This window comes from Nocardioides sp. 1609 (genome assembly GCF_004522105.1).
In the GTDB taxonomy this organism is placed as follows: domain Bacteria; phylum Actinomycetota; class Actinomycetes; order Propionibacteriales; family Nocardioidaceae; genus Nocardioides.
This window is the reverse complement of sequence record NZ_SPUJ01000005.1, coordinates 632,525-648,484: the sequence shown is the minus strand read 5'-3', so window position 1 is coordinate 648,484 and position 15,960 is coordinate 632,525. Positions and strand designations below refer to the sequence as shown.

At 73.7% G+C, this 15,960-nt stretch carries 16 protein-coding genes; 5 read left to right on the top strand and 11 right to left on the bottom strand.

Annotation, left to right across the window (positions count from 1 at the left end; genetic code table 11):
* Positions 1–647: 647 nt before the first annotated feature.
* Complete coding sequence (locus E4623_RS16910; protein WP_134767689.1) at positions 648–1,556, bottom strand: M56 family metallopeptidase; 909 nt, start codon at positions 1,554–1,556, stop codon at positions 648–650.
* A 10-nt stretch (positions 1,557–1,566) separates the two neighbouring features.
* Entirely contained in the window at positions 1,567–1,953 is a 387-nt protein-coding gene (locus E4623_RS16905) for a BlaI/MecI/CopY family transcriptional regulator (RefSeq protein WP_134767688.1), read from the bottom strand.
* A 94-nt stretch (positions 1,954–2,047) separates the two neighbouring features.
* Between E4623_RS16905 and E4623_RS16900 the strand changes: the two genes are divergently transcribed.
* From E4623_RS16900 to cydC, 4 genes are all read left to right on the top strand, one after another.
* Complete coding sequence (locus tag E4623_RS16900; protein ID WP_134767687.1) at positions 2,048–3,493, top strand: cytochrome ubiquinol oxidase subunit I; 1,446 nt, start codon at positions 2,048–2,050, stop codon at positions 3,491–3,493.
* Positions 3,494–3,555: 62 nt separating this feature from the next.
* Positions 3,556–4,566, top strand: coding sequence for a cytochrome d ubiquinol oxidase subunit II (cydB, locus tag E4623_RS16895; RefSeq protein ID WP_134767686.1), 1,011 nt, complete (start codon positions 3,556–3,558; stop codon positions 4,564–4,566).
* A gap of 10 nt (positions 4,567–4,576) precedes the next feature.
* Entirely contained in the window at positions 4,577–6,154 is a 1,578-nt protein-coding gene (gene cydD / locus E4623_RS23225) for a thiol reductant ABC exporter subunit CydD (protein ID WP_245155130.1), read from the top strand.
* Complete coding sequence (gene cydC / locus E4623_RS23220) at positions 6,151–7,734, top strand: thiol reductant ABC exporter subunit CydC (protein WP_245155129.1); 1,584 nt, start codon at positions 6,151–6,153, stop codon at positions 7,732–7,734. Before cydD ends, cydC begins: the two co-directional genes overlap by 4 nt.
* 106 nt (positions 7,735–7,840) lie before the next feature.
* Here cydC and E4623_RS16885 read toward each other — a convergent pair whose 3' ends face one another.
* The 3 genes from E4623_RS16885 to E4623_RS16875 are packed head-to-tail and all read right to left on the bottom strand — an operon-like array spanning position 7,841 to position 11,400.
* Positions 7,841–9,526, bottom strand: coding sequence for a ribonuclease J (locus tag E4623_RS16885; RefSeq protein ID WP_134767685.1), 1,686 nt, complete (start codon positions 9,524–9,526; stop codon positions 7,841–7,843).
* A gap of 49 nt (positions 9,527–9,575) precedes the next feature.
* Positions 9,576–10,466, bottom strand: a complete 891-nt coding sequence (gene dapA, locus E4623_RS16880; RefSeq protein WP_134767684.1) for a 4-hydroxy-tetrahydrodipicolinate synthase — start codon at positions 10,464–10,466, stop codon at positions 9,576–9,578.
* A gap of 4 nt (positions 10,467–10,470) precedes the next feature.
* Positions 10,471–11,400 (bottom strand): LLM class F420-dependent oxidoreductase, encoded by a 930-nt coding sequence (locus E4623_RS16875; RefSeq protein ID WP_134767683.1) that lies wholly within the window; start codon positions 11,398–11,400, stop codon positions 10,471–10,473.
* A 36-nt stretch (positions 11,401–11,436) separates the two neighbouring features.
* On the opposite strand from E4623_RS16875, the gene E4623_RS16870 reads away from it, so the two are divergent.
* A complete protein-coding gene (locus tag E4623_RS16870; RefSeq protein WP_134767682.1) occupies positions 11,437–12,027 on the top strand; it encodes a hypothetical protein in 591 nt (196 codons plus the stop codon).
* Positions 12,028–12,073: 46 nt separating this feature from the next.
* Here the strand turns inward: E4623_RS16870 and E4623_RS16865 are convergent, their stop codons facing one another.
* The 6 genes from E4623_RS16865 to gcvT form a co-directional block, all read right to left on the bottom strand.
* Positions 12,074–12,319 (bottom strand): hypothetical protein, encoded by a 246-nt coding sequence (locus tag E4623_RS16865; RefSeq protein ID WP_134767681.1) that lies wholly within the window; start codon positions 12,317–12,319, stop codon positions 12,074–12,076.
* Between the two features lie 42 nt (positions 12,320–12,361).
* Positions 12,362–12,841, bottom strand: a complete 480-nt coding sequence (locus E4623_RS16860; protein ID WP_134767680.1) for a dihydrofolate reductase — start codon at positions 12,839–12,841, stop codon at positions 12,362–12,364.
* Complete coding sequence (locus E4623_RS16855; protein WP_134767679.1) at positions 12,841–13,647, bottom strand: thymidylate synthase; 807 nt, start codon at positions 13,645–13,647, stop codon at positions 12,841–12,843. Before E4623_RS16855 ends, E4623_RS16860 begins: the two co-directional genes overlap by 1 nt.
* 29 nt (positions 13,648–13,676) lie before the next feature.
* The gene (locus E4623_RS16850; RefSeq protein ID WP_134767678.1) at positions 13,677–14,507 is read right to left on the bottom strand and encodes a PhzF family phenazine biosynthesis protein; all 831 of its coding nucleotides are present in this window, start codon (positions 14,505–14,507) and stop codon (positions 13,677–13,679) included.
* Positions 14,508–14,569: 62 nt separating this feature from the next.
* Entirely contained in the window at positions 14,570–14,827 is a 258-nt protein-coding gene (locus tag E4623_RS16845) for a hypothetical protein (RefSeq protein WP_134767677.1), read from the bottom strand.
* Positions 14,824–15,924 carry a glycine cleavage system aminomethyltransferase GcvT gene (gene gcvT / locus E4623_RS16840; protein ID WP_134767676.1) on the bottom strand — a complete coding sequence of 367 codons (1,101 nt, stop codon included), beginning with the start codon at positions 15,922–15,924 and terminating at the stop codon, positions 14,824–14,826. The genes E4623_RS16845 and gcvT overlap by 4 nt, the downstream gene beginning before the upstream one ends.
* Positions 15,925–15,960: the final 36 nt, after the last annotated feature.

Below are 15,960 nucleotides of genomic sequence, written 5' to 3'. Positions count from 1 at the left end.
GGCTCGACCACCGGCAACCGCTGGTCGAGCCGGCGAGCGCCAGCGAGCCGAGTCGAGACCACCCCACCCCGCCACCCGGTCTCGACTCGCGGTGACTCCGTCCCCGCGGCTCGACCACCGGCAACCGTTGGTCGAGCCGGCGAGCGTCAGCGAGCCGGGTCGAGACCACCTACCGCGTCACGAGGTCTCGACTCGCGGTGACTCCGTCCCCGCGGCTCGACCACCGGCAACCCCCGCCGGTCGAGCCGGCGAGCGCCAGCGAGCCGAGTCGAGACCACCTACCGCGTCACGAGGTCTTGACTCGCGGTGACTCCGTCCCCGCGGCTCGACCACCGGTTGCCGGACTCCCCGCTGGTCGAGCCGGCGAGCGCCAGCGAGCCGAGTCGAGACCACCTACCGCGTCACGAGGTCTCGACTCGCGGTGACTTCGTCCCCGCGGCTCGACCACCGGCAACCGCTCGACCCCCGGACCGGACACCTCCGCTGGCCGAGCCGGCGAGCGCCAGCGGGCCGAGTCGAGACCAATCGTCCCGTCACCAGGTCTCGACTCGCGGTGGCTCCGTCCCCGCGGCTCGACCACCGGAGGCGGCTCGACCGACGGAGGCCGCTCGACCACCGGCCGGCTGACCGCCGCACCCTGGCCGGGCTCAGAGGCCGGTGAGCCAGGGCCCGACGACGAACGTCGTCGGCACCGCCAGCACGGCAGCGGCCAGCGCCGCTAGCACGCTCGCCTGCACGCGGTGCGCGCCGGTGTCGGCGAGCAGCCGGACTCGGACCACCAGGTCCGGGCCGGCCGTGCCGCTGCCGAGGGTGACCCCGCTGCCGGGACCCGCGGCGCGGGCACCGGCGAGCTCTACCAGCGCACGCCCGAGGGCACGTCGTCCTCCCCCGCCGGCGGACCGGACGGCGGCGCGGTCGGCGAGCACCTCGACCAGCAGCCGGACCTCGGCGAGCGCGGCCGCGCTCGAGACCCAGCGCGGGAAGGCCCGGTGCAGCACGCTGAACGCCTCGAGGACCAGGTCGTGCCGGGCGCGCAGGTGCGCCCGCTCGTGGGCCAGGACGGCGTCGACCTCGGCCGCGTCGAGCCGCCCGAGCGCGCCGGCGGAGACCACGACGCGAGCCTTCTGCATCCCCGGCAGGCAGTAGGCGACCGGCAGGTCGTGGTCGAGGACGACGACGCCCGCCCGGGTCGAGCCCCGCTGCGAGAACCGGTGGGCGACGAGGTCGACCTGGTCGCGGTGCCGCCGACGCAGCGTCCGGAGCCGGGTGCCGACGAGGTGGGCGCTGAGCAGCAGGCGCCCGAGGACCAGGCCGGTGACCAGCAGCGCGACGCCGGCGACGACGTACGACGCCGCGCCGGGCTCGTCGCGCCAGGCCGTGCCCGTGGCCAGCGAGGCACCGGCACCGAGCGCCGCGAGGACGGCCGCCAGGGCGACCCCCTGCCACAGCAGCATCGCCGCGCGCGGCGTGCGCCGGGTGCGGGTGACCCGGACCAGGAGCCGCGGCACCGGGCCGGCGAGCAGCCCGGCCAGCAGTCCCAGCAGCAGGGGCGTCACGGCAGCGGGGTCACTCGTCGAGGGCGGCCAGGGCCCGGCGCAGGGCGGCGACGTCCTCGGCGCTGGCGTCCTCGACGAAGGCGACCAGGGCGGTGCTGCGGTCGTGCTCGGCGAAGTCGACCAGGGTGTCGCGCATCAGTCCGGCGGTGAGCGCGGCGCGGCTCTCGCGGGCGCGGTAGCGGTAGGCACGACCGTCGCGCTCCTGGGTGACGAGGTCCTTGCGGGCCAGCCGGTCCATCACCGTCATCACGGTCGTGTAGGCGATGTCGCGGTCGACGGCCAGCGCGCCGTGCACCTCGCGGACCGTCATCGCCTCGTCACCGGTCGCCGCCCAGAGACGTTCCATGACCGCGCGCTCGAGATCGCCGAGCTGCGAGCGGGACGAGGAGTTGGGCACGTCGGAATTGTACTACGCCCAGCGGTAGTACTACGGTTCGTAGTACCTACTACGTACCGTCGTAGGTGCGTGCGGGAACCCCTGGAGGACAGCAGTGGACGTCGTCGACATCGCCCGGTGGCAGTTCGGGATCATCACCGTCTACCACTACCTCTTCGTCCCGCTGACGATCGGACTGACGGCGGTCGTCGCCGGCCTGGAGACCAGGTGGGTCCTCTCCCGCGATCCCGACTACCTCCGGCTGACGAAGTTCTTCGGCAAGCTGCTGCTCATCAACTTCGCCATCGGCGTGGTGACCGGCATCGTCCAGGAGTTCCAGTTCGGCATGAACTGGTCGGACTACTCCCGCTTCGTCGGCGACGTGTTCGGCGCCCCCCTCGCGATCGAGGGGCTGCTCGCGTTCTTCCTCGAGTCGACGTTCCTCGGCCTGTGGATCTTCGGGTGGGACAAGCTCCCCCGCGGCCTGCACGCCGCGTGCATGTGGCTGGTGCACCTCGGGACGCTGTTCTCCTCGTGGTTCATCCTGTCGGCGAACTCCTGGATGCAGCACCCGGTCGGCTACCGCTACGACGAGGCGACCGGCCGGGCCGAGCTCACCGACTTCTGGGCGGTGATGTTCAACAAGGTCCAGCTCGTGACGTTCCCGCACGTCGTCCTGGCCGCCTACATGACCGCCGGCGTCTTCCTCATCGGCGTCGCCGGCTGGCTCTACCGCTCCCGCCGGCACGAGGCCGACCGCGGGATGTACCGCAAGGCGATCCGGATCGGCGCGGTCGTCACCCTGGTCGGCGGCCTCGGCGTCGCGATCAGCGGCGACATCCAGGGCAAGATCATGACCGAGGTCCAGCCGATGAAGATGGCGGCAGCAGAGGGGCTCTACCGGACCGAGGAGTCCTGCGCTCCGTTCTCGGTCCTCACCCTCGGCACGCCCGACGGCCGCGAGGAGAAGTGGGCGCTGACGGTGCCGTGCGTGCTGTCGTTCCTCGGCACCGGTTCGGTCGACGGCCGGGTCGAGGGCATCGACGACCTGCGCGAGCAGTACCGCGAGGAGTACGGCTCCGACCCGGGCGCCAGCTACTACACCGTCGACGAGTACGTGCCGGTCATCCCGGTGACGTACTGGTCGTTCCGTCTGATGATCGGCCTGGGCTCGCTCGGCGCCGGCATCGCGGCCCTGATGCTCTTCCTCACCCGACGCGACCGGACGCCGGGCCCGTGGTTCGGCCGGCTGGCGGTCGGCTCGTTCTTCGCCGTCCTGCTCGCCAACTCCTTCGGCTGGATCTTCACCGAGATGGGCCGCCAGCCGTGGGTCGTGTTCGGCCTGATGACCACCGAGCGGGGCGTCTCCCCCGGTGTCAGCGTCACCGAGGCGTGGATCTCGCTGATCACCCTCGTCGTGCTCTACACGATCCTCGGCGTCATCGAGGTCGGCTTGATGCTGCGCGCGGTGAAGGCCGGCGCCGGCGAGTTCGTCGAGCCGCCCGACCCGAGCCTGCGCAGCGACCAGGACGACGACGCTCCGCTCACCTTCGCGTACTGACGCGCGCCGACCCCACCGACCCCACCGACCCCACCGACCCCCCGAGACCCGGAGGGACTCCCATGGAGCTCACCACTGTCTGGTTCACGCTCATCGCCGTCCTCTGGATCGGCTACTTCACGCTCGAGGGCTTCGACTTCGGCGTCGGCATGCTGCTGCCGTTCCTGGCCAGGGACGACACCGAGCGCCGGGTCATGATCAACACCATCGGCCCGGTCTGGGACGGCAACGAGGTGTGGGTCCTGGTGGCCGGCGGGGCGACGTTCGCGGCCTTCCCCGAGTGGTACGCCACCCTCTTCAGCGGGTTCTACCTCCCGCTGCTGCTCATCCTGGTCGGCCTGATCGTGCGCGGCCTGGCCTTCGAGTACCGCCACCAGCGCCCGGAGGCACGGTGGCAGGCCGGCTGGGACACCGCGCTGATCGTCGGCTCGTTCGTGCCGGCCGTGCTGTGGGGCGTCGCGTTCGCGAACATCGTGCGTGGCGTGCCGATCGACGCCGACAAGGAGTTCACCGGCACGCTGCTGACCCTGCTCAACCCGCACGGCCTGCTCGGTGGCCTGGTCACCCTGACCCTCTTCCTCACCCACGGCGCGATGTTCGTGGCGCTCAAGACCGACGGCGACATCCGCCACCGGGCCCGCGCGCTGGCCGTCCGGCTCGGGCTGGTCGCCGCCGTGCTGGCCGTGGTCTTCCTGGGCTGGACCCAGGCCGAGACGGGCAGCCTCGGCTCCGCGGTCGCGTTCTCCCTCGCCGCCCTCGCCCTCCTGGCCGGCGTCCTGGCCGCGTCGCGCGGTCGCGAGGGGTGGGCCTTCACCGGCACGTTCGCCACGATCGGGCTCGCCGTGGGCGGGCTGTTCCTCGCGCTCTTCCCCGACGTGATGCCCTCGACGACCGACGCTGCGTTCTCCCTCACCACCACGAACGCCGCCGCGACGGCGTACACGCTGAAGATCATGACGTGGGTCGCGGTCATCTTCACCCCGGTCGTGCTCGGCTACCAGGCCTGGTCGTACTGGGTCTTCCGCAAGCGGATCGCGGTGCACCACATCCCCACCGCCGAGCTCGCGCACTGAGGGGCCGACCGTGAAGCCGCTCGACCCGCGGGTCCTGCCCCACCTGCGCCCGGCCGCGCGCCCGCTGGCGCTCTCGCTGGCCGGGAGCGGCGCGGCGGCGGTGCTCGTCGTCGTCCAGGCGTTCGCGGTGGCCGCGCTGGTCACCGCGCTCGTGGCCGACGGCCCGGACGGGTCCTGGCGGACGCCGGCCGTGGTGCTCCTCGTCGTCGTGGCCGGTCGGGCCCTGGTGTCGGTCGTCGTGGACGTCGCGGCCGCGGCCGCGGCCGCGCGGGTGGGCGCCGGGCTGCGTCGTACCGTGCTCCGGGCGGCCGTCGACCTCGACGCCGTCACCCTGGCCCGGCATCGCGTCGGCGAGCTCGGGGTGCTGGCCACCCGCGGCGTGGCCGCGGTCGAGCCGTACCTGACGCGCTACCTGCCGGCCCTCGCCCTGGCCGCCGTCCTCCCGCTCCTGGTGCTCGCGGCGATCGCCACCCAGGACCTGCTGTCGGCGCTCGTCGTGCTGCTGACGCTGCCGCTGGTACCGCTGTTCGCCGCGCTCATCGGGATGTCGACCCAGGAGAAGGTCGATCGGCAGTGGCGCCTGCTCGGGCAGCTCTCCGGACACTTCGTGGACGTCGTCCGCGGACTCCCCACCCTGGTCGCGCACCGACGCGCCCGGGCCCAGTCGGAGCAGATCGCCGACGTCACCGACCGCTACCGGCGCGCCAACACCGACGTGCTGCGGCTGGCGTTCGCGTCGTCGGCCGCGCTCGAGCTGGTCGCGACCCTGTCGGTGGCGCTGGTTGCGGTGACCGTCGGGCTCCGCCTCGCCGCCGGCGGGCTCGACCTCGAGACCGCGCTCGTCGTCCTGCTCCTCGCGCCCGAGGCCTACTGGCCACTGCGGCGCGTCGGTGCGGAGTTCCACGCCGCGGCGGAGGGCACCGCGACGTTCGAGGCGATCCACGACCTGCTGGCCACACCGCCTGCGGACCGGACGGTCGTGGAGGGCCCGGCCGCCCTGGCCGGCGTCGCCGTCACCTGGCCGGGTCACCCCGCGCCTGCGGTCGGACCGGTCGACCTCGACCTGCCCGAGCGCGGCCTCGTCGTGCTCGCCGGCCCCTCCGGCAGCGGGAAGAGCACGCTGCTCGCCGCGCTCCAGGGCGAAGTGCCGGCCTCGGCCGGCGTCGTCCGGGTGCCGGCGCCCGACCTGGCCTCGTGGCGCGGCATGGTCGCCACCGTCGAGCAGCGGCCGTGGCTCCTCGACGGCACCGTCGCCGACAACGTCCGCCTCGGCCGGCCGACCGCCCCGGACGCCGACGTCGTGGCCGCCCTGCGCGCCGTCGACCTCGACCTCGACCCCGCCCGCGTGCTCGGCGAGGACGGCGTGGGCCTGTCCGCCGGCCAGCGGGCCCGGCTCGCGCTCGCCCGCGTGCTCGTCGCCGACCGCCCCTACGTGCTCCTCGACGAGCCGACCGCCCACCTCGACGCCGCCACCGAGGCGGTGCTGCTGCGGGTGCTGACCGGGCTGGCCCGCGACCGGTGCGTGCTCGTCGTGGCGCACCGACCGGCCGTCGTCGCGGCCGCCGACCGCGTCCTGGAGCTCCGGTGAGCACGCGCACCGCCGCCGGCGTCGTCCTGTCGGTCCTGGCCTCCACGGCCGGGGTCGCGCTCACCGCGACCGCCGGCTGGCTGATCGTCCGCTCGGCCGAGCACCCACCGGTGCTGATGCTGATGGTCGCGATCGTCGGCGTGCGGACCTTCGGACTGGCCCGGCCCGTGCTCCGCTACGCCGAGCGGCTGATCACCCACGACGTCGCGCTCCGCGAGCTCGCCGCCCGGCGCGCCCGGGTCTACGACGCCCTCGTGCCGCTGGTGCCCGGCCGGCTGGGCCGGCGCCGCGGCGACGTCCTCGCCTCGGTCGTCGACGACGTCGATGCCGAGGTCGACGCCCTGGTGCGGGTGCGGGTGCCGGTGCTGACCTGGCTCGGCACCACGGCCCTCACCTCGCTCGCGGTGCTGCTCTTCCTGCCCCTGGCCGCGCCGGTCGTCGCCGCGTGCGGCCTCGGGTCCGGTGGTGTCGCCGGGGCCGTCGGGCTCGCGGGCAGCCGGCGCCACGGCGCCGAGCGGGTCGCGGCCCGGGCGGAGCTGTCGAGCCGGGTGCTCGCGACGCTGCAGGACGTCCGGCCGCTGGTCCGCTGGCAGGCCGAGGACTGCGCCCTCGCCCGCGTGGACGCCGCCGGTGCCGACCTCGCGCGCGCCACCCGCGGCGCGGCCGGGTGGCTCGCGGTCGGCCGGGCCTGGCCGGTGCTGTGCGCCGGCCCCGGGATGCTGGCCGTCGCGGCGCTGGCCGAGGGCCGGGTGTCCGGCCCGGTGCTCGCCCTGCTCGTGCTGGTCCCGCTCGCGCTCGTCGACGTCGCCGGCCCGCTCGCCGACGCCGGCGCCCTCCGTCACGAGACCCGCGCCGCGCGGGCACGGCTCGACGCGCTGACCGGGCTCGACCCGAGCGTCGTCGACCCCGCCCGGCCCGGTGCCGTCGACTCCGCGGACCTCGAGCTCACCGACGTCACCGCGACCTGGGACGCCGCCCGCGCCCTGCCGGCTACCTCGCTTACCGTCCGGCCCGGACGAGCGGTCGGTGTCGTGGGCCCCTCGGGCTCCGGCAAGTCGACCCTGGCCGCGGTGCTGGTGCGGTTCCTGACGCCCACGTCGGGGCGGCACCTGCTGGGCGGCGCCGACGTCGGGGGGTTCCGCGCCGACGACGTGCGTCGCCGGGTCGGCCTGCTCGACGACGACCCGTACCTGTTCGCGACGACCCTCGCCGAGAACGTCCGGCTCGCGCGTCCCGGCGCGAGCGACGACGACGTCGAGCGGGCGGTGCGCGCCGCCCACCTCGGTGAGTGGCTCGACGCGCTCCCCCGCGGCCTCGCGACCCGGATCGGCGACGGCGCCGAGGCCGTGTCCGGCGGCGAGCGCGCCCGGATCGGCCTGGCCCGGCTGCTGCTCGCCGAGCACGACGTCCTCGTGCTCGACGAGCCGACCGCCCACCTCGACACCGCGACCGCCCGCGCCGTCACCGACGACCTGCTCGCCCTGCGTGAGCGCCCCGGCGGCCCGGGGCTGGTGTGGATCACCCACAGCACCCACGGGCTCGACCGGATGGACGACGTGCTGGACCTGACCCCGCGCTGACCCGTCACCTATCGGTGACGGGTCAGCGCTTCCGGCCCTCCTCGCCCACGTCCCCGAGGACGCCTGCGAGGGTCTCGACACGCCGTCGCAGGCTCGGGCGGTCGGCTCAGGCCTCGACGACCACCGGGATGATCATCGGACGCCGGCGCAGGCTGTTGCTGACCCAGCGGCCCACGACGCGGCGGACCAGCTGCTGGAGCTGGTAGGAGTCGGTGTTGCCCTCGGCGAGCGCGGCGTTGAGGGCGTCGATGATCGGCTGCTTGATGGCGTCGAAGGTCTTGTCGTCCTCGGCGATGCCGCGGGCGTGGATCTCCGGGCCGGCCGTGACCTTGCCGCTGACGGAGTCGACGACGACGATGACCGAGACGAAGCCCTCCTCGCCGAGGATCCGGCGGTCCTTGAGGTCGGCCTCGGTGATCCCGCCGATCGAGCTGCCGTCGACGAAGACGTAGCCGCACTCGACCTTGCCGGCGATCGACGCGACGCCGTCGACGAGGTCGACCACGACACCGTCCTCGGCGATCACGACGTTCTCGACACCGGTCTTGCGGGCGAGGTCGCCGTTGGCGAGGAGGTGCCGGATCTCGCCGTGCACCGGCATCACGTTGCGCGGCTTGACGATGTTGTAGCAGTACAGGAGCTCGCCGGCGCTGGCGTGACCGCTGACGTGCACGTGCGCGTTGCCCTTGTGGACGACGCGGGCGCCCCACCGGGCGAGCCCGTTGATCACGCGGTAGACCGCGTTCTCGTTGCCGGGGATCAGGCTCGAGGCGAGCAGGACGGTGTCGCCCTCCTCGAGGTGCACGAAGTGGTGGCTGCGCTGGGCGATCCGGCTGAGCGCGCTCATCGGCTCGCCCTGGCTGCCGGTCGAGACCAGCACCTGGCGCTCGGGCGGGAGGTCGGCGAGCTGCTTGGCCTCGACCAGCGTGCCGGGCGGGACGGTGAGGTAGCCGAGGTCCCGGGCGATGCCCATGTTGCGGACCATCGACCGGCCGACGTAGGCGACCTTGCGGTTGTTGGCGACGGCGGCGTCGAGGACCTGCTGGACGCGGTGCACGTGGGAGGCGAAGCAGGCCACGATGATCCGCTGCGACGACTCGCGGAAGACCTGGTCGATGACCGGGGTGATCGACTTCTCGGTGGGGGTGAAGCCGGGCGTCTCGGCGTTCGTGGAGTCGGTGAGGAACAGGTCGACACCCTCCTCACCGAGCCGGGCGAAGGCCCGCAGGTCGGTGATCCGGCCGTCGAGCGGCAGCTGGTCCATCTTGAAGTCGCCGGTGTGCAGCACCAGCGAGGTGCCGGTGCGGATGGCGACGGCGAGCGCGTCGGGGATGGAGTGGTTGACCGCGATGAACTCGAGCTCGTAGGGCCCGAGGATCAGCCGGTCGCCCTCGGAGACCTTGTGGTGCACGGTCTGGCGGAGCCGGTGCTCGCGGAGCTTGCTGTCGAGCAGCGCCAGGGTGAGCTCGGAGCCGACCAGCGGGATGTCCTGCCGCTCGCGCAGGAGGTACGGCGTGGCGCCGATGTGGTCCTCGTGGCCGTGCGTCAGCACCAGGGCCTCGATGTCCTGGAGGCGGTCCCGGATCGCGGCGAAGTCGGGCAGGATCAGGTCGACGCCGGGCTGGTGGTCCTCGGGGAACAGCACGCCGCAGTCGACGATCAGCAGCCGCCCGTCGTACTCGAAGACGGTCATGTTGCGGCCGACCTCGCCGAGCCCGCCGAGCGGGATGACCCGCAGGCCACCCTTCGGCAGCTCGGGCGGGGCGGAGAGCTCGGGATGAGGGTGGCTCAAGGTGTGTCCTTCGTCGGTGCGGCCAGCCGCGGCGGGCCGGCGGATGGAACTAGAGGAGTGAGGCGGCGACCAGGCCCGCGCGGAGCGCGGCGACCTCGTCGTCGTCGAGCGCCACGAGCGGGGAGCGCACGTGGCGGTGGTCGAGCACGCCGAGCAGCTCGAGGGCCGCCTTGGCGGTGGTGGCGCCGTAGTTGGGGGCGCCCATGATCGCCTCGATCGCCGGCAGCATCGCGACGAAGACCTCGCGGGCCCGGGCCGGGTCGGTCGGGAAGACGTCGTACATCTCGCGGAGCTGGTCGCCGGCGACGTGCCCCGCGACGGAGACGAAGCCGGCCGCGCCGTGGGCGAGCCAGGCGAGGTTGCTGACGTCGTCGCCGGAGTAGAGGGCGAAGCCGAGCTCCATGATCCGGACGCCGCGGGCCAGGTCGCCGACCGCGTCCTTGACCGCGACCACCGACTCCCACGAGGCCATCGCCTCGTAGGACTCCAGCGCCAGCTGGGTGCCGGTGCGGCTCGGGACGTCGTAGAGCATCACCGGCAGCTCGGCGGCGTCGACGACCTGCCGGAAGTGGTGCAGGATGCCGCGCTGGCCGGGCTTGTTGTAGTACGGCGTGACCAGCAGGACCCCGTCGGCGCCGCGCTCGCGCGCCTGGCGGGCCAGGAACAGCGACGTGCTGGTGTCGTTGGTGCCGACGCCGGCGACGAGCTTGACGTCCGGTCCGACCGCCTCCCGGACGGCGGCCAGCGTGTCGCCGTCCTCCTCCTTGGTGGTGGTCGCCGACTCCCCCGTGGTCCCGGAGACGACGAGGCCGTCGTGGCCGTGGTCGACGAGGTGCCGCGCGATCCGTTGGGTGGCCTCGAGGTCGAGTGCCCCGTCGGGGCGGAAGGCCGTTGCCATCGCGGTGATCACGGTGCCGAACGGCGCGGGCGTACGCGTCATGGCCTCAGGCTATCTGGGGGGCCACCTCGGCCGCGATCAGGTCGAGGTGGTCGAGGTCGGCGAGGTCGAGCACCTGGAGGTACGCACGCTGCGAACCCGCCTCGGCGTACGCCCCGAGCCGCTCGACGACCTGGGCCGGGGTGCCGGCCACGGCGTTGGCGCGCAGGTCCTCCAGGTCGCGGCCGGTGGCGGCGGCGCGGCGGGCGACCTCGGCGTCGTCGGCGCCCACGACGATGGTGACGGCGTTCGACCAGGTCATCGTGGCGGGGTCGCGGTCGGCGGCCTCGCAGGCCGCCGCGACGCGGGCGAGCTGCGCGGCCGTCGTCGCGACGTCGGCGAAGGGCAGGTTGAACTCGTCGGCGTAGCGGGCCGCCAGGGCGGGGGTGCGGACCTTGCCGACGCCGCCGATGACGACGGGCGGCTTCGCCTGCGCCGGCTTGGGCAGGCCCGGGCTGTCGCGGACGGTGTAGTGCGCGCCCTCGTGGGTGAAGCCCGGCCCGTCGAGCGGGGCCGCCCACAGCCCGGTGATGATCGCGAGCTGCTCCTCGAACCGGTCGAAGCGCTCCTTCGTGCTCGGGAACGGGATGCCGTACTTCTCGTGCTCCTCGGCGTACCAGCCCGCACCGAGGCCGAGCTCGACCCGTCCACCACTCATCTGGTCGACCCCGGCGACGGCGATCGCCAGCGGCCCCGGGTGCCGGAACGTCGCGCTGGTCATCAGCGTCCCGAGTCGGATCGTGGTGGTGTCGCGGGCCAGCCCGGCCAGCGTGACCCAGGCGTCGCTCGGGCCGGGGAGCCCGTCGGCGCCCATCGCGAGGTAGTGGTCGGAGCGGAAGAACGCCCCGAAGCCGAGGCTCTCGGCGCGCAGCGCGACCGCGAGCAGGTCGTCGTACGTCGCCCCCTGCTGGGGCTCGGTGAAGATGCGGAGGTCCATGCCGCCAGCCTGCCAGGCGGGACTACAGTCCGCCGGGTGATGGCGATGCCGCAGGCCGGGTTCTGCTTCCTGGCCACGACCAAGACGGGGTCGACGTCGCTCGAGGCCGCGTTCCAGCGTCACGCCCAGCTCCTCGCCCGGCGTCCGCCCCGGATGAAGCACATGACCGCGCGGACCTTCGACGCGGTCTTCGCCCCCGTCCTGGAGCACTACGGGCACCCGCGGGAGAGCTACGAGCTGCTGTGCGTGGTGCGCGAACCGGTCGACTGGGTGCACTCGTGGTGGCGCTACCGGGCCCGTCCCGAGGCGGTGGGCACACCCAACAGCACGGCCGACGTCTCGTTCGACGCCTTCGCCCGGCAGGTCGTCTCCGGGGAGGTCCACCTGGGCTCGTGGGTCGAGTTCACCCGGACGCTGCCCGGCCGCCCGCCGGTGGAGCGGGTCTACCGCTACGAGAACCTCGACCGGGCCGCCGATTGGATGGCGCGGCGGCTCGGCGTCGCCGCGCCCGACGTCCCGCGGGTCAACGTCTCACCGCGCTCGGAGTCGGGCATCGCGGCGACCACCCGCGCGCTGCTGGAGGAGCACTTCGCCGACGACGTGGCGCTCCACGAGGCCGCCCGGTAGGACTGGGCGACCGGCCCGGGCGACCGGTCCGGGGGACTGGTCCGGACTAGCCGTCCTGCTGCTTGCGCTGGGAGACGAAGTCGCTGGGCTCGGTCTCGATCATGTAGTTCGGGTCGCCGATGATCGCCTCGACGGTGCGCTGGAGCCAGGCCTCGTCGGCGGTCTCGACCTCGCGCTCGGCGAGCTGCTGCCGCAGGTAGCCCACGAGGTCCGCCTCGGCGGCGATCCCCGCGTCACGCGCCACCGAGGTGGCGTCGACTGCTGCTTGGAGGTCTGCGTCGTAGGAAGCCATGGCCTGATGGTGGCAGGCCACCCCACCGGGGGCCACGCCCGGTCAGGTGACCCGCTCGTACCAGGCGCGCTCGTAGCCGTCGAAGCGCTCGCGGTCGGCCTCGCGCCAGACCCGGGGATCGATCGGGGGGTAGTGGACGTCACCCTCGGGCTCGAGCGGGACCTCCGTGATCACCTGCTCGGAGGCCAGCGGCATCGCAGCGGCGTACACCTGTGCGCCGCCGGCGACGATGACCTCGCCCTCCCGCGTCGCCGCCCGGGCGAGCGCGTCGAGGATCGAGCGCGCGACCAGGACGTCGTCGCGCCCCGGCGTCCACGACGGGTCGCGGGTCAGCACGACCGTCGTCCGCCCGGGCAGCGGCCGGCCGATCGACTCGTACGTCGTGCGGCCCATCACCAGCGTGTGGCCCAGCGTGAGCTTCTTGAACTCCGCCTGCTCGCCGGGCAGGGACCAGGGGATGTCGGGGCCGTTGCCGATCACGCCGTTGCGGGCCACGGCGGCCACCAGGATCACGCGCTTCATCAGACGGCGATCGGCGCTCTGATGCCGGGGTGCGGGTCGTAGCCCTCGACCCGGACGTGCTCGAGGTCGAACTCGTCGAGCGCGGTCACCGACGGGTCGAGCACCAGGCGCGGCAGCGGCCGCGGCTCGCGCGTCAGCTGCAGCCGCGCCTGGTCGAGGTGGTTGCTGTAGAGGTGGGCGTCGCCCAGGGTGTGCACGAAGTCGCCGACCTCGAGACCGGTGACCTGGGCGACCATGTGGGTCAGCAGCGCGTAGGACGCGATGTTGAACGGCACGCCGAGGAACACGTCGGCCGAGCGCTGGTAGAGCTGGCACGACAACCGGCCGCCGCCCTCCGACGGGGCGACGTAGAACTGGAACATCGTGTGGCACGGCGCGAGCGCCATCCGCGGCACGTCGGCGACGTTCCACGCCGAGACGACGTGGCGGCGCGAGTCGGGGTTGGTGCGGAGCTGCTCGACCACCTGGGCGATCTGGTCGACGTGGTGACCGTCGGGCGTCGGCCACGAGCGCCACTGGTAGCCGTAGACCGGGCCGAGGTCGCCGTCGGCGTCGGCCCACTCGTCCCAGATCGTCACGCCGCGGTCCTGGAGCCACCTCACGTTGGTGTCGCCACGCAGGAACCACAGCAGCTCGGCGAAGACCGAGCGGGTGTGCACCTTCTTCGTCGTGACCAGCGGGAAACCCTCGGTCAGGTCGAAGCGCATCTGGTGGCCGAAGACGCTCCGCGTGCCGGTGCCGGTGCGGTCGCCCTTCTCGACGCCCTCGTCGAGGATGCGTTGGACCAGGTCGAGGTAGGCGCGCACCGCCCCAGGCTAGTCCCCGTCGGTCGCGGTCAGTCCGTGAGGCCGACCGTCCCCGAGATCGTCGTGCGGGTGTCGCCGCCGACCCGGACGACGCCCTCGACCAGGTCGACGTGCACCCGCCCCCGGCGGCCGAGCGCGGTGCCCTGCGCGGCGACGTACGACGTGGGCAGGCGGGTGCCCGCGAGCCACTGGGCGACCCCGGCGTTGAGGCTCCCGGTGACCGGGTCCTCCGCGGGCCCGTAGCCCGGGCAGAACGCCCGCACCTCGACCGCGCACGCGGAGCCGGGCCGGTGGGCGCCGACGACGCCGACCTTGAGCCCGTCGAACGCCCCGAAGTCGGGTCGGCAGTCGAGCACCGTCGCCGCGTCGGTGAGGAGCAGCCCCATCCAGCCGGGCCCGTTGTCGATCCACGCGGCGTCGACCACGTCGGCGGCGTCCAGGCCGAGCACCCGGACGGCGTGGTCGAGGTCGCCCCGGTCGACCGGGCCCGACCGCGTCAGCGGCGGCGCGGTGAAGGCCAGCCGCTCACCACGTCGGACGTCGACGAGGCCGGCACCGCACTCCTGCACCACCCGCTCGGCGGCGGCCGGCACTCCCCCGGCCTCGAGCCACGCGTGCGCCGACCCCAGCGTCGGGTGCCCGGCGAACGGCAGCTCGCGACCCGGCGTCCAGATCCGCAGGCGGTAGTCGGCCGCCGGGTCGGTCGGCCTCAGCAGGAACGTCGTCTCCGACAGGTTGGTCCACCGCGCGAACGCCGCCATCTGCTCGTCGCTCAGGTCGTCGGCGTCGTGGACGACGGCCACCGGGTTGCCGAGCAGCGGCTCGGCCGAGAAGACGTCGACCTGGCGGAGTGCGTGCATGCGCGCGACCGTAGCCGAGCAGGGCGCCCTTCCGCCCACCCCGCCTGTCGCGGGCGCGGGGCTCAGGCGTGCAGCGACATCGGGCCGTAGACGCGGCGGTCGTGCTCGAGGAGGACGACCTGGTCGACGCCGAGGGCGGCCAGGTCGGCCCAGGTCTCGCCGACCCACGACTCGGCGTCGGCCTGGTTGGCGAAGCGCTGGTCGGCGAGGTCGCCGTCGACGGCGACCTCCGTGCCGGCGGCGTCCTCGAGACGCCAGGCCCAGGGCCGCTCCTCGACGTTCGGACGGCGGAAGGTCGGCGGGACCTCGGGCGGGTTCATGCGTCGCGCACCGAGGTGTCGACGAACGGCAGCCTCACGATCTGGAACAGCTCGCGCCGACCGCGGACGTCGACGCCGACCTGGGCCTCGGGGTTCACGACGGTCGAGAGCAGGGCCAGTGCGATGCCCTTCCTCAACGTCGGCGAGAAGGTGCCGGACGTGACCTCGCCGAGCAGGACGTCGGGGGTCAGGCTGACGCTCATGTGCGGGCGCGGGATGGCGCGGCCCGTCGAGACGAGCGCGAACAGCCGGCGGCGCGGGCCGCGCTCCTTCTCCGCGACCAGCACGTCGCGGCCCCAGAAGGCGTCCTTCCTCCAGCCGACGGCCCAGCCGAGGCGCGCCTCGTTGGGGGTGACGTCCAGCGAGATGTCCTGGCCGTGCAGCGGGTAGCCCATCTCGGTGCGCAGGGTGTCGCGCGCCCCGAGGCCGCACGGGGCGATCCCGTAGGCCTCGCCCGCGGCCACCAGCGAGTCCCACAGCGCGACGGCGACGTCGTTCGGGGCGACCAGCTCGTAGCCGCGCTCGCCGGTGTAGCCGGTGCGGCACACGACGACGCGGCTCTCACCGAACGGCGCCTCGACGAAGCTCATGTAGTCGTGCCCGATCGGGAACCCGACGGCCGCGAGGACCTCGTCGGACGACGGACCCTGCACCGCGAGCACCACGTGGTCGCGGTGCTGGTTCTCGACCTCGACGCCGTCGGGAGCGGCCGCCTGCAGCCGCCGCACGACCTCCGCGGTGTTGGCGGCGTTGGGGATGAGGAACACGCTCTCGTCGCCGCGGTGGTAGGCGATCAGGTCGTCGACGATCCCACCCGTCGCGTCGTCGCAGCACAGCGTGTACTGCGCCTGGCCCGGCCCGATCTTGCCGAGGTCGTTGCTCAGCGTGGCGTCGACGAACGCCGCCGCGCCCGGCCCGCGCACCTCGGCCTTGCCGAGGTGGCTGACGTCGAAGATCCCGACGGCGGAGCGGACGGCGTGGTGCTCGGCCACGACGCCGGCGTACTCGAGCGGCATGCTCCAGCCGCCGAACTCGGCGAACTTGGCGCCGAGCGCCTCGTGCCGGTCGTGGAGCGGGGACCTGAGGAGCTCAGACATGGGACGGAACCTACCGCAGCCTCCCGCCGGGGCACC

Coding starts and splice junctions, on each gene's coding strand:
- cydB (WP_134767686.1), top strand. CDS start 3,556: ATGGAGCTCACCACTGTCTGGTTCACGCTCATCGCCGTCCTCTGGATC.
- dapA (WP_134767684.1), bottom strand. CDS start 10,466: ATGACGCGTACGCCCGCGCCGTTCGGCACCGTGATCACCGCGATGGCA.
- E4623_RS16875 (WP_134767683.1), bottom strand. CDS start 11,400: ATGGACCTCCGCATCTTCACCGAGCCCCAGCAGGGGGCGACGTACGAC.
- E4623_RS16865 (WP_134767681.1), bottom strand. CDS start 12,319: ATGGCTTCCTACGACGCAGACCTCCAAGCAGCAGTCGACGCCACCTCG.
- E4623_RS16860 (WP_134767680.1), bottom strand. CDS start 12,841: ATGAAGCGCGTGATCCTGGTGGCCGCCGTGGCCCGCAACGGCGTGATC.
- E4623_RS16850 (WP_134767678.1), bottom strand. CDS start 14,507: ATGCACGCACTCCGCCAGGTCGACGTCTTCTCGGCCGAGCCGCTGCTC.
- E4623_RS16845 (WP_134767677.1), bottom strand. CDS start 14,827: ATGAACCCGCCCGAGGTCCCGCCGACCTTCCGCCGTCCGAACGTCGAG.
- gcvT (WP_134767676.1), bottom strand. CDS start 15,924: ATGTCTGAGCTCCTCAGGTCCCCGCTCCACGACCGGCACGAGGCGCTC.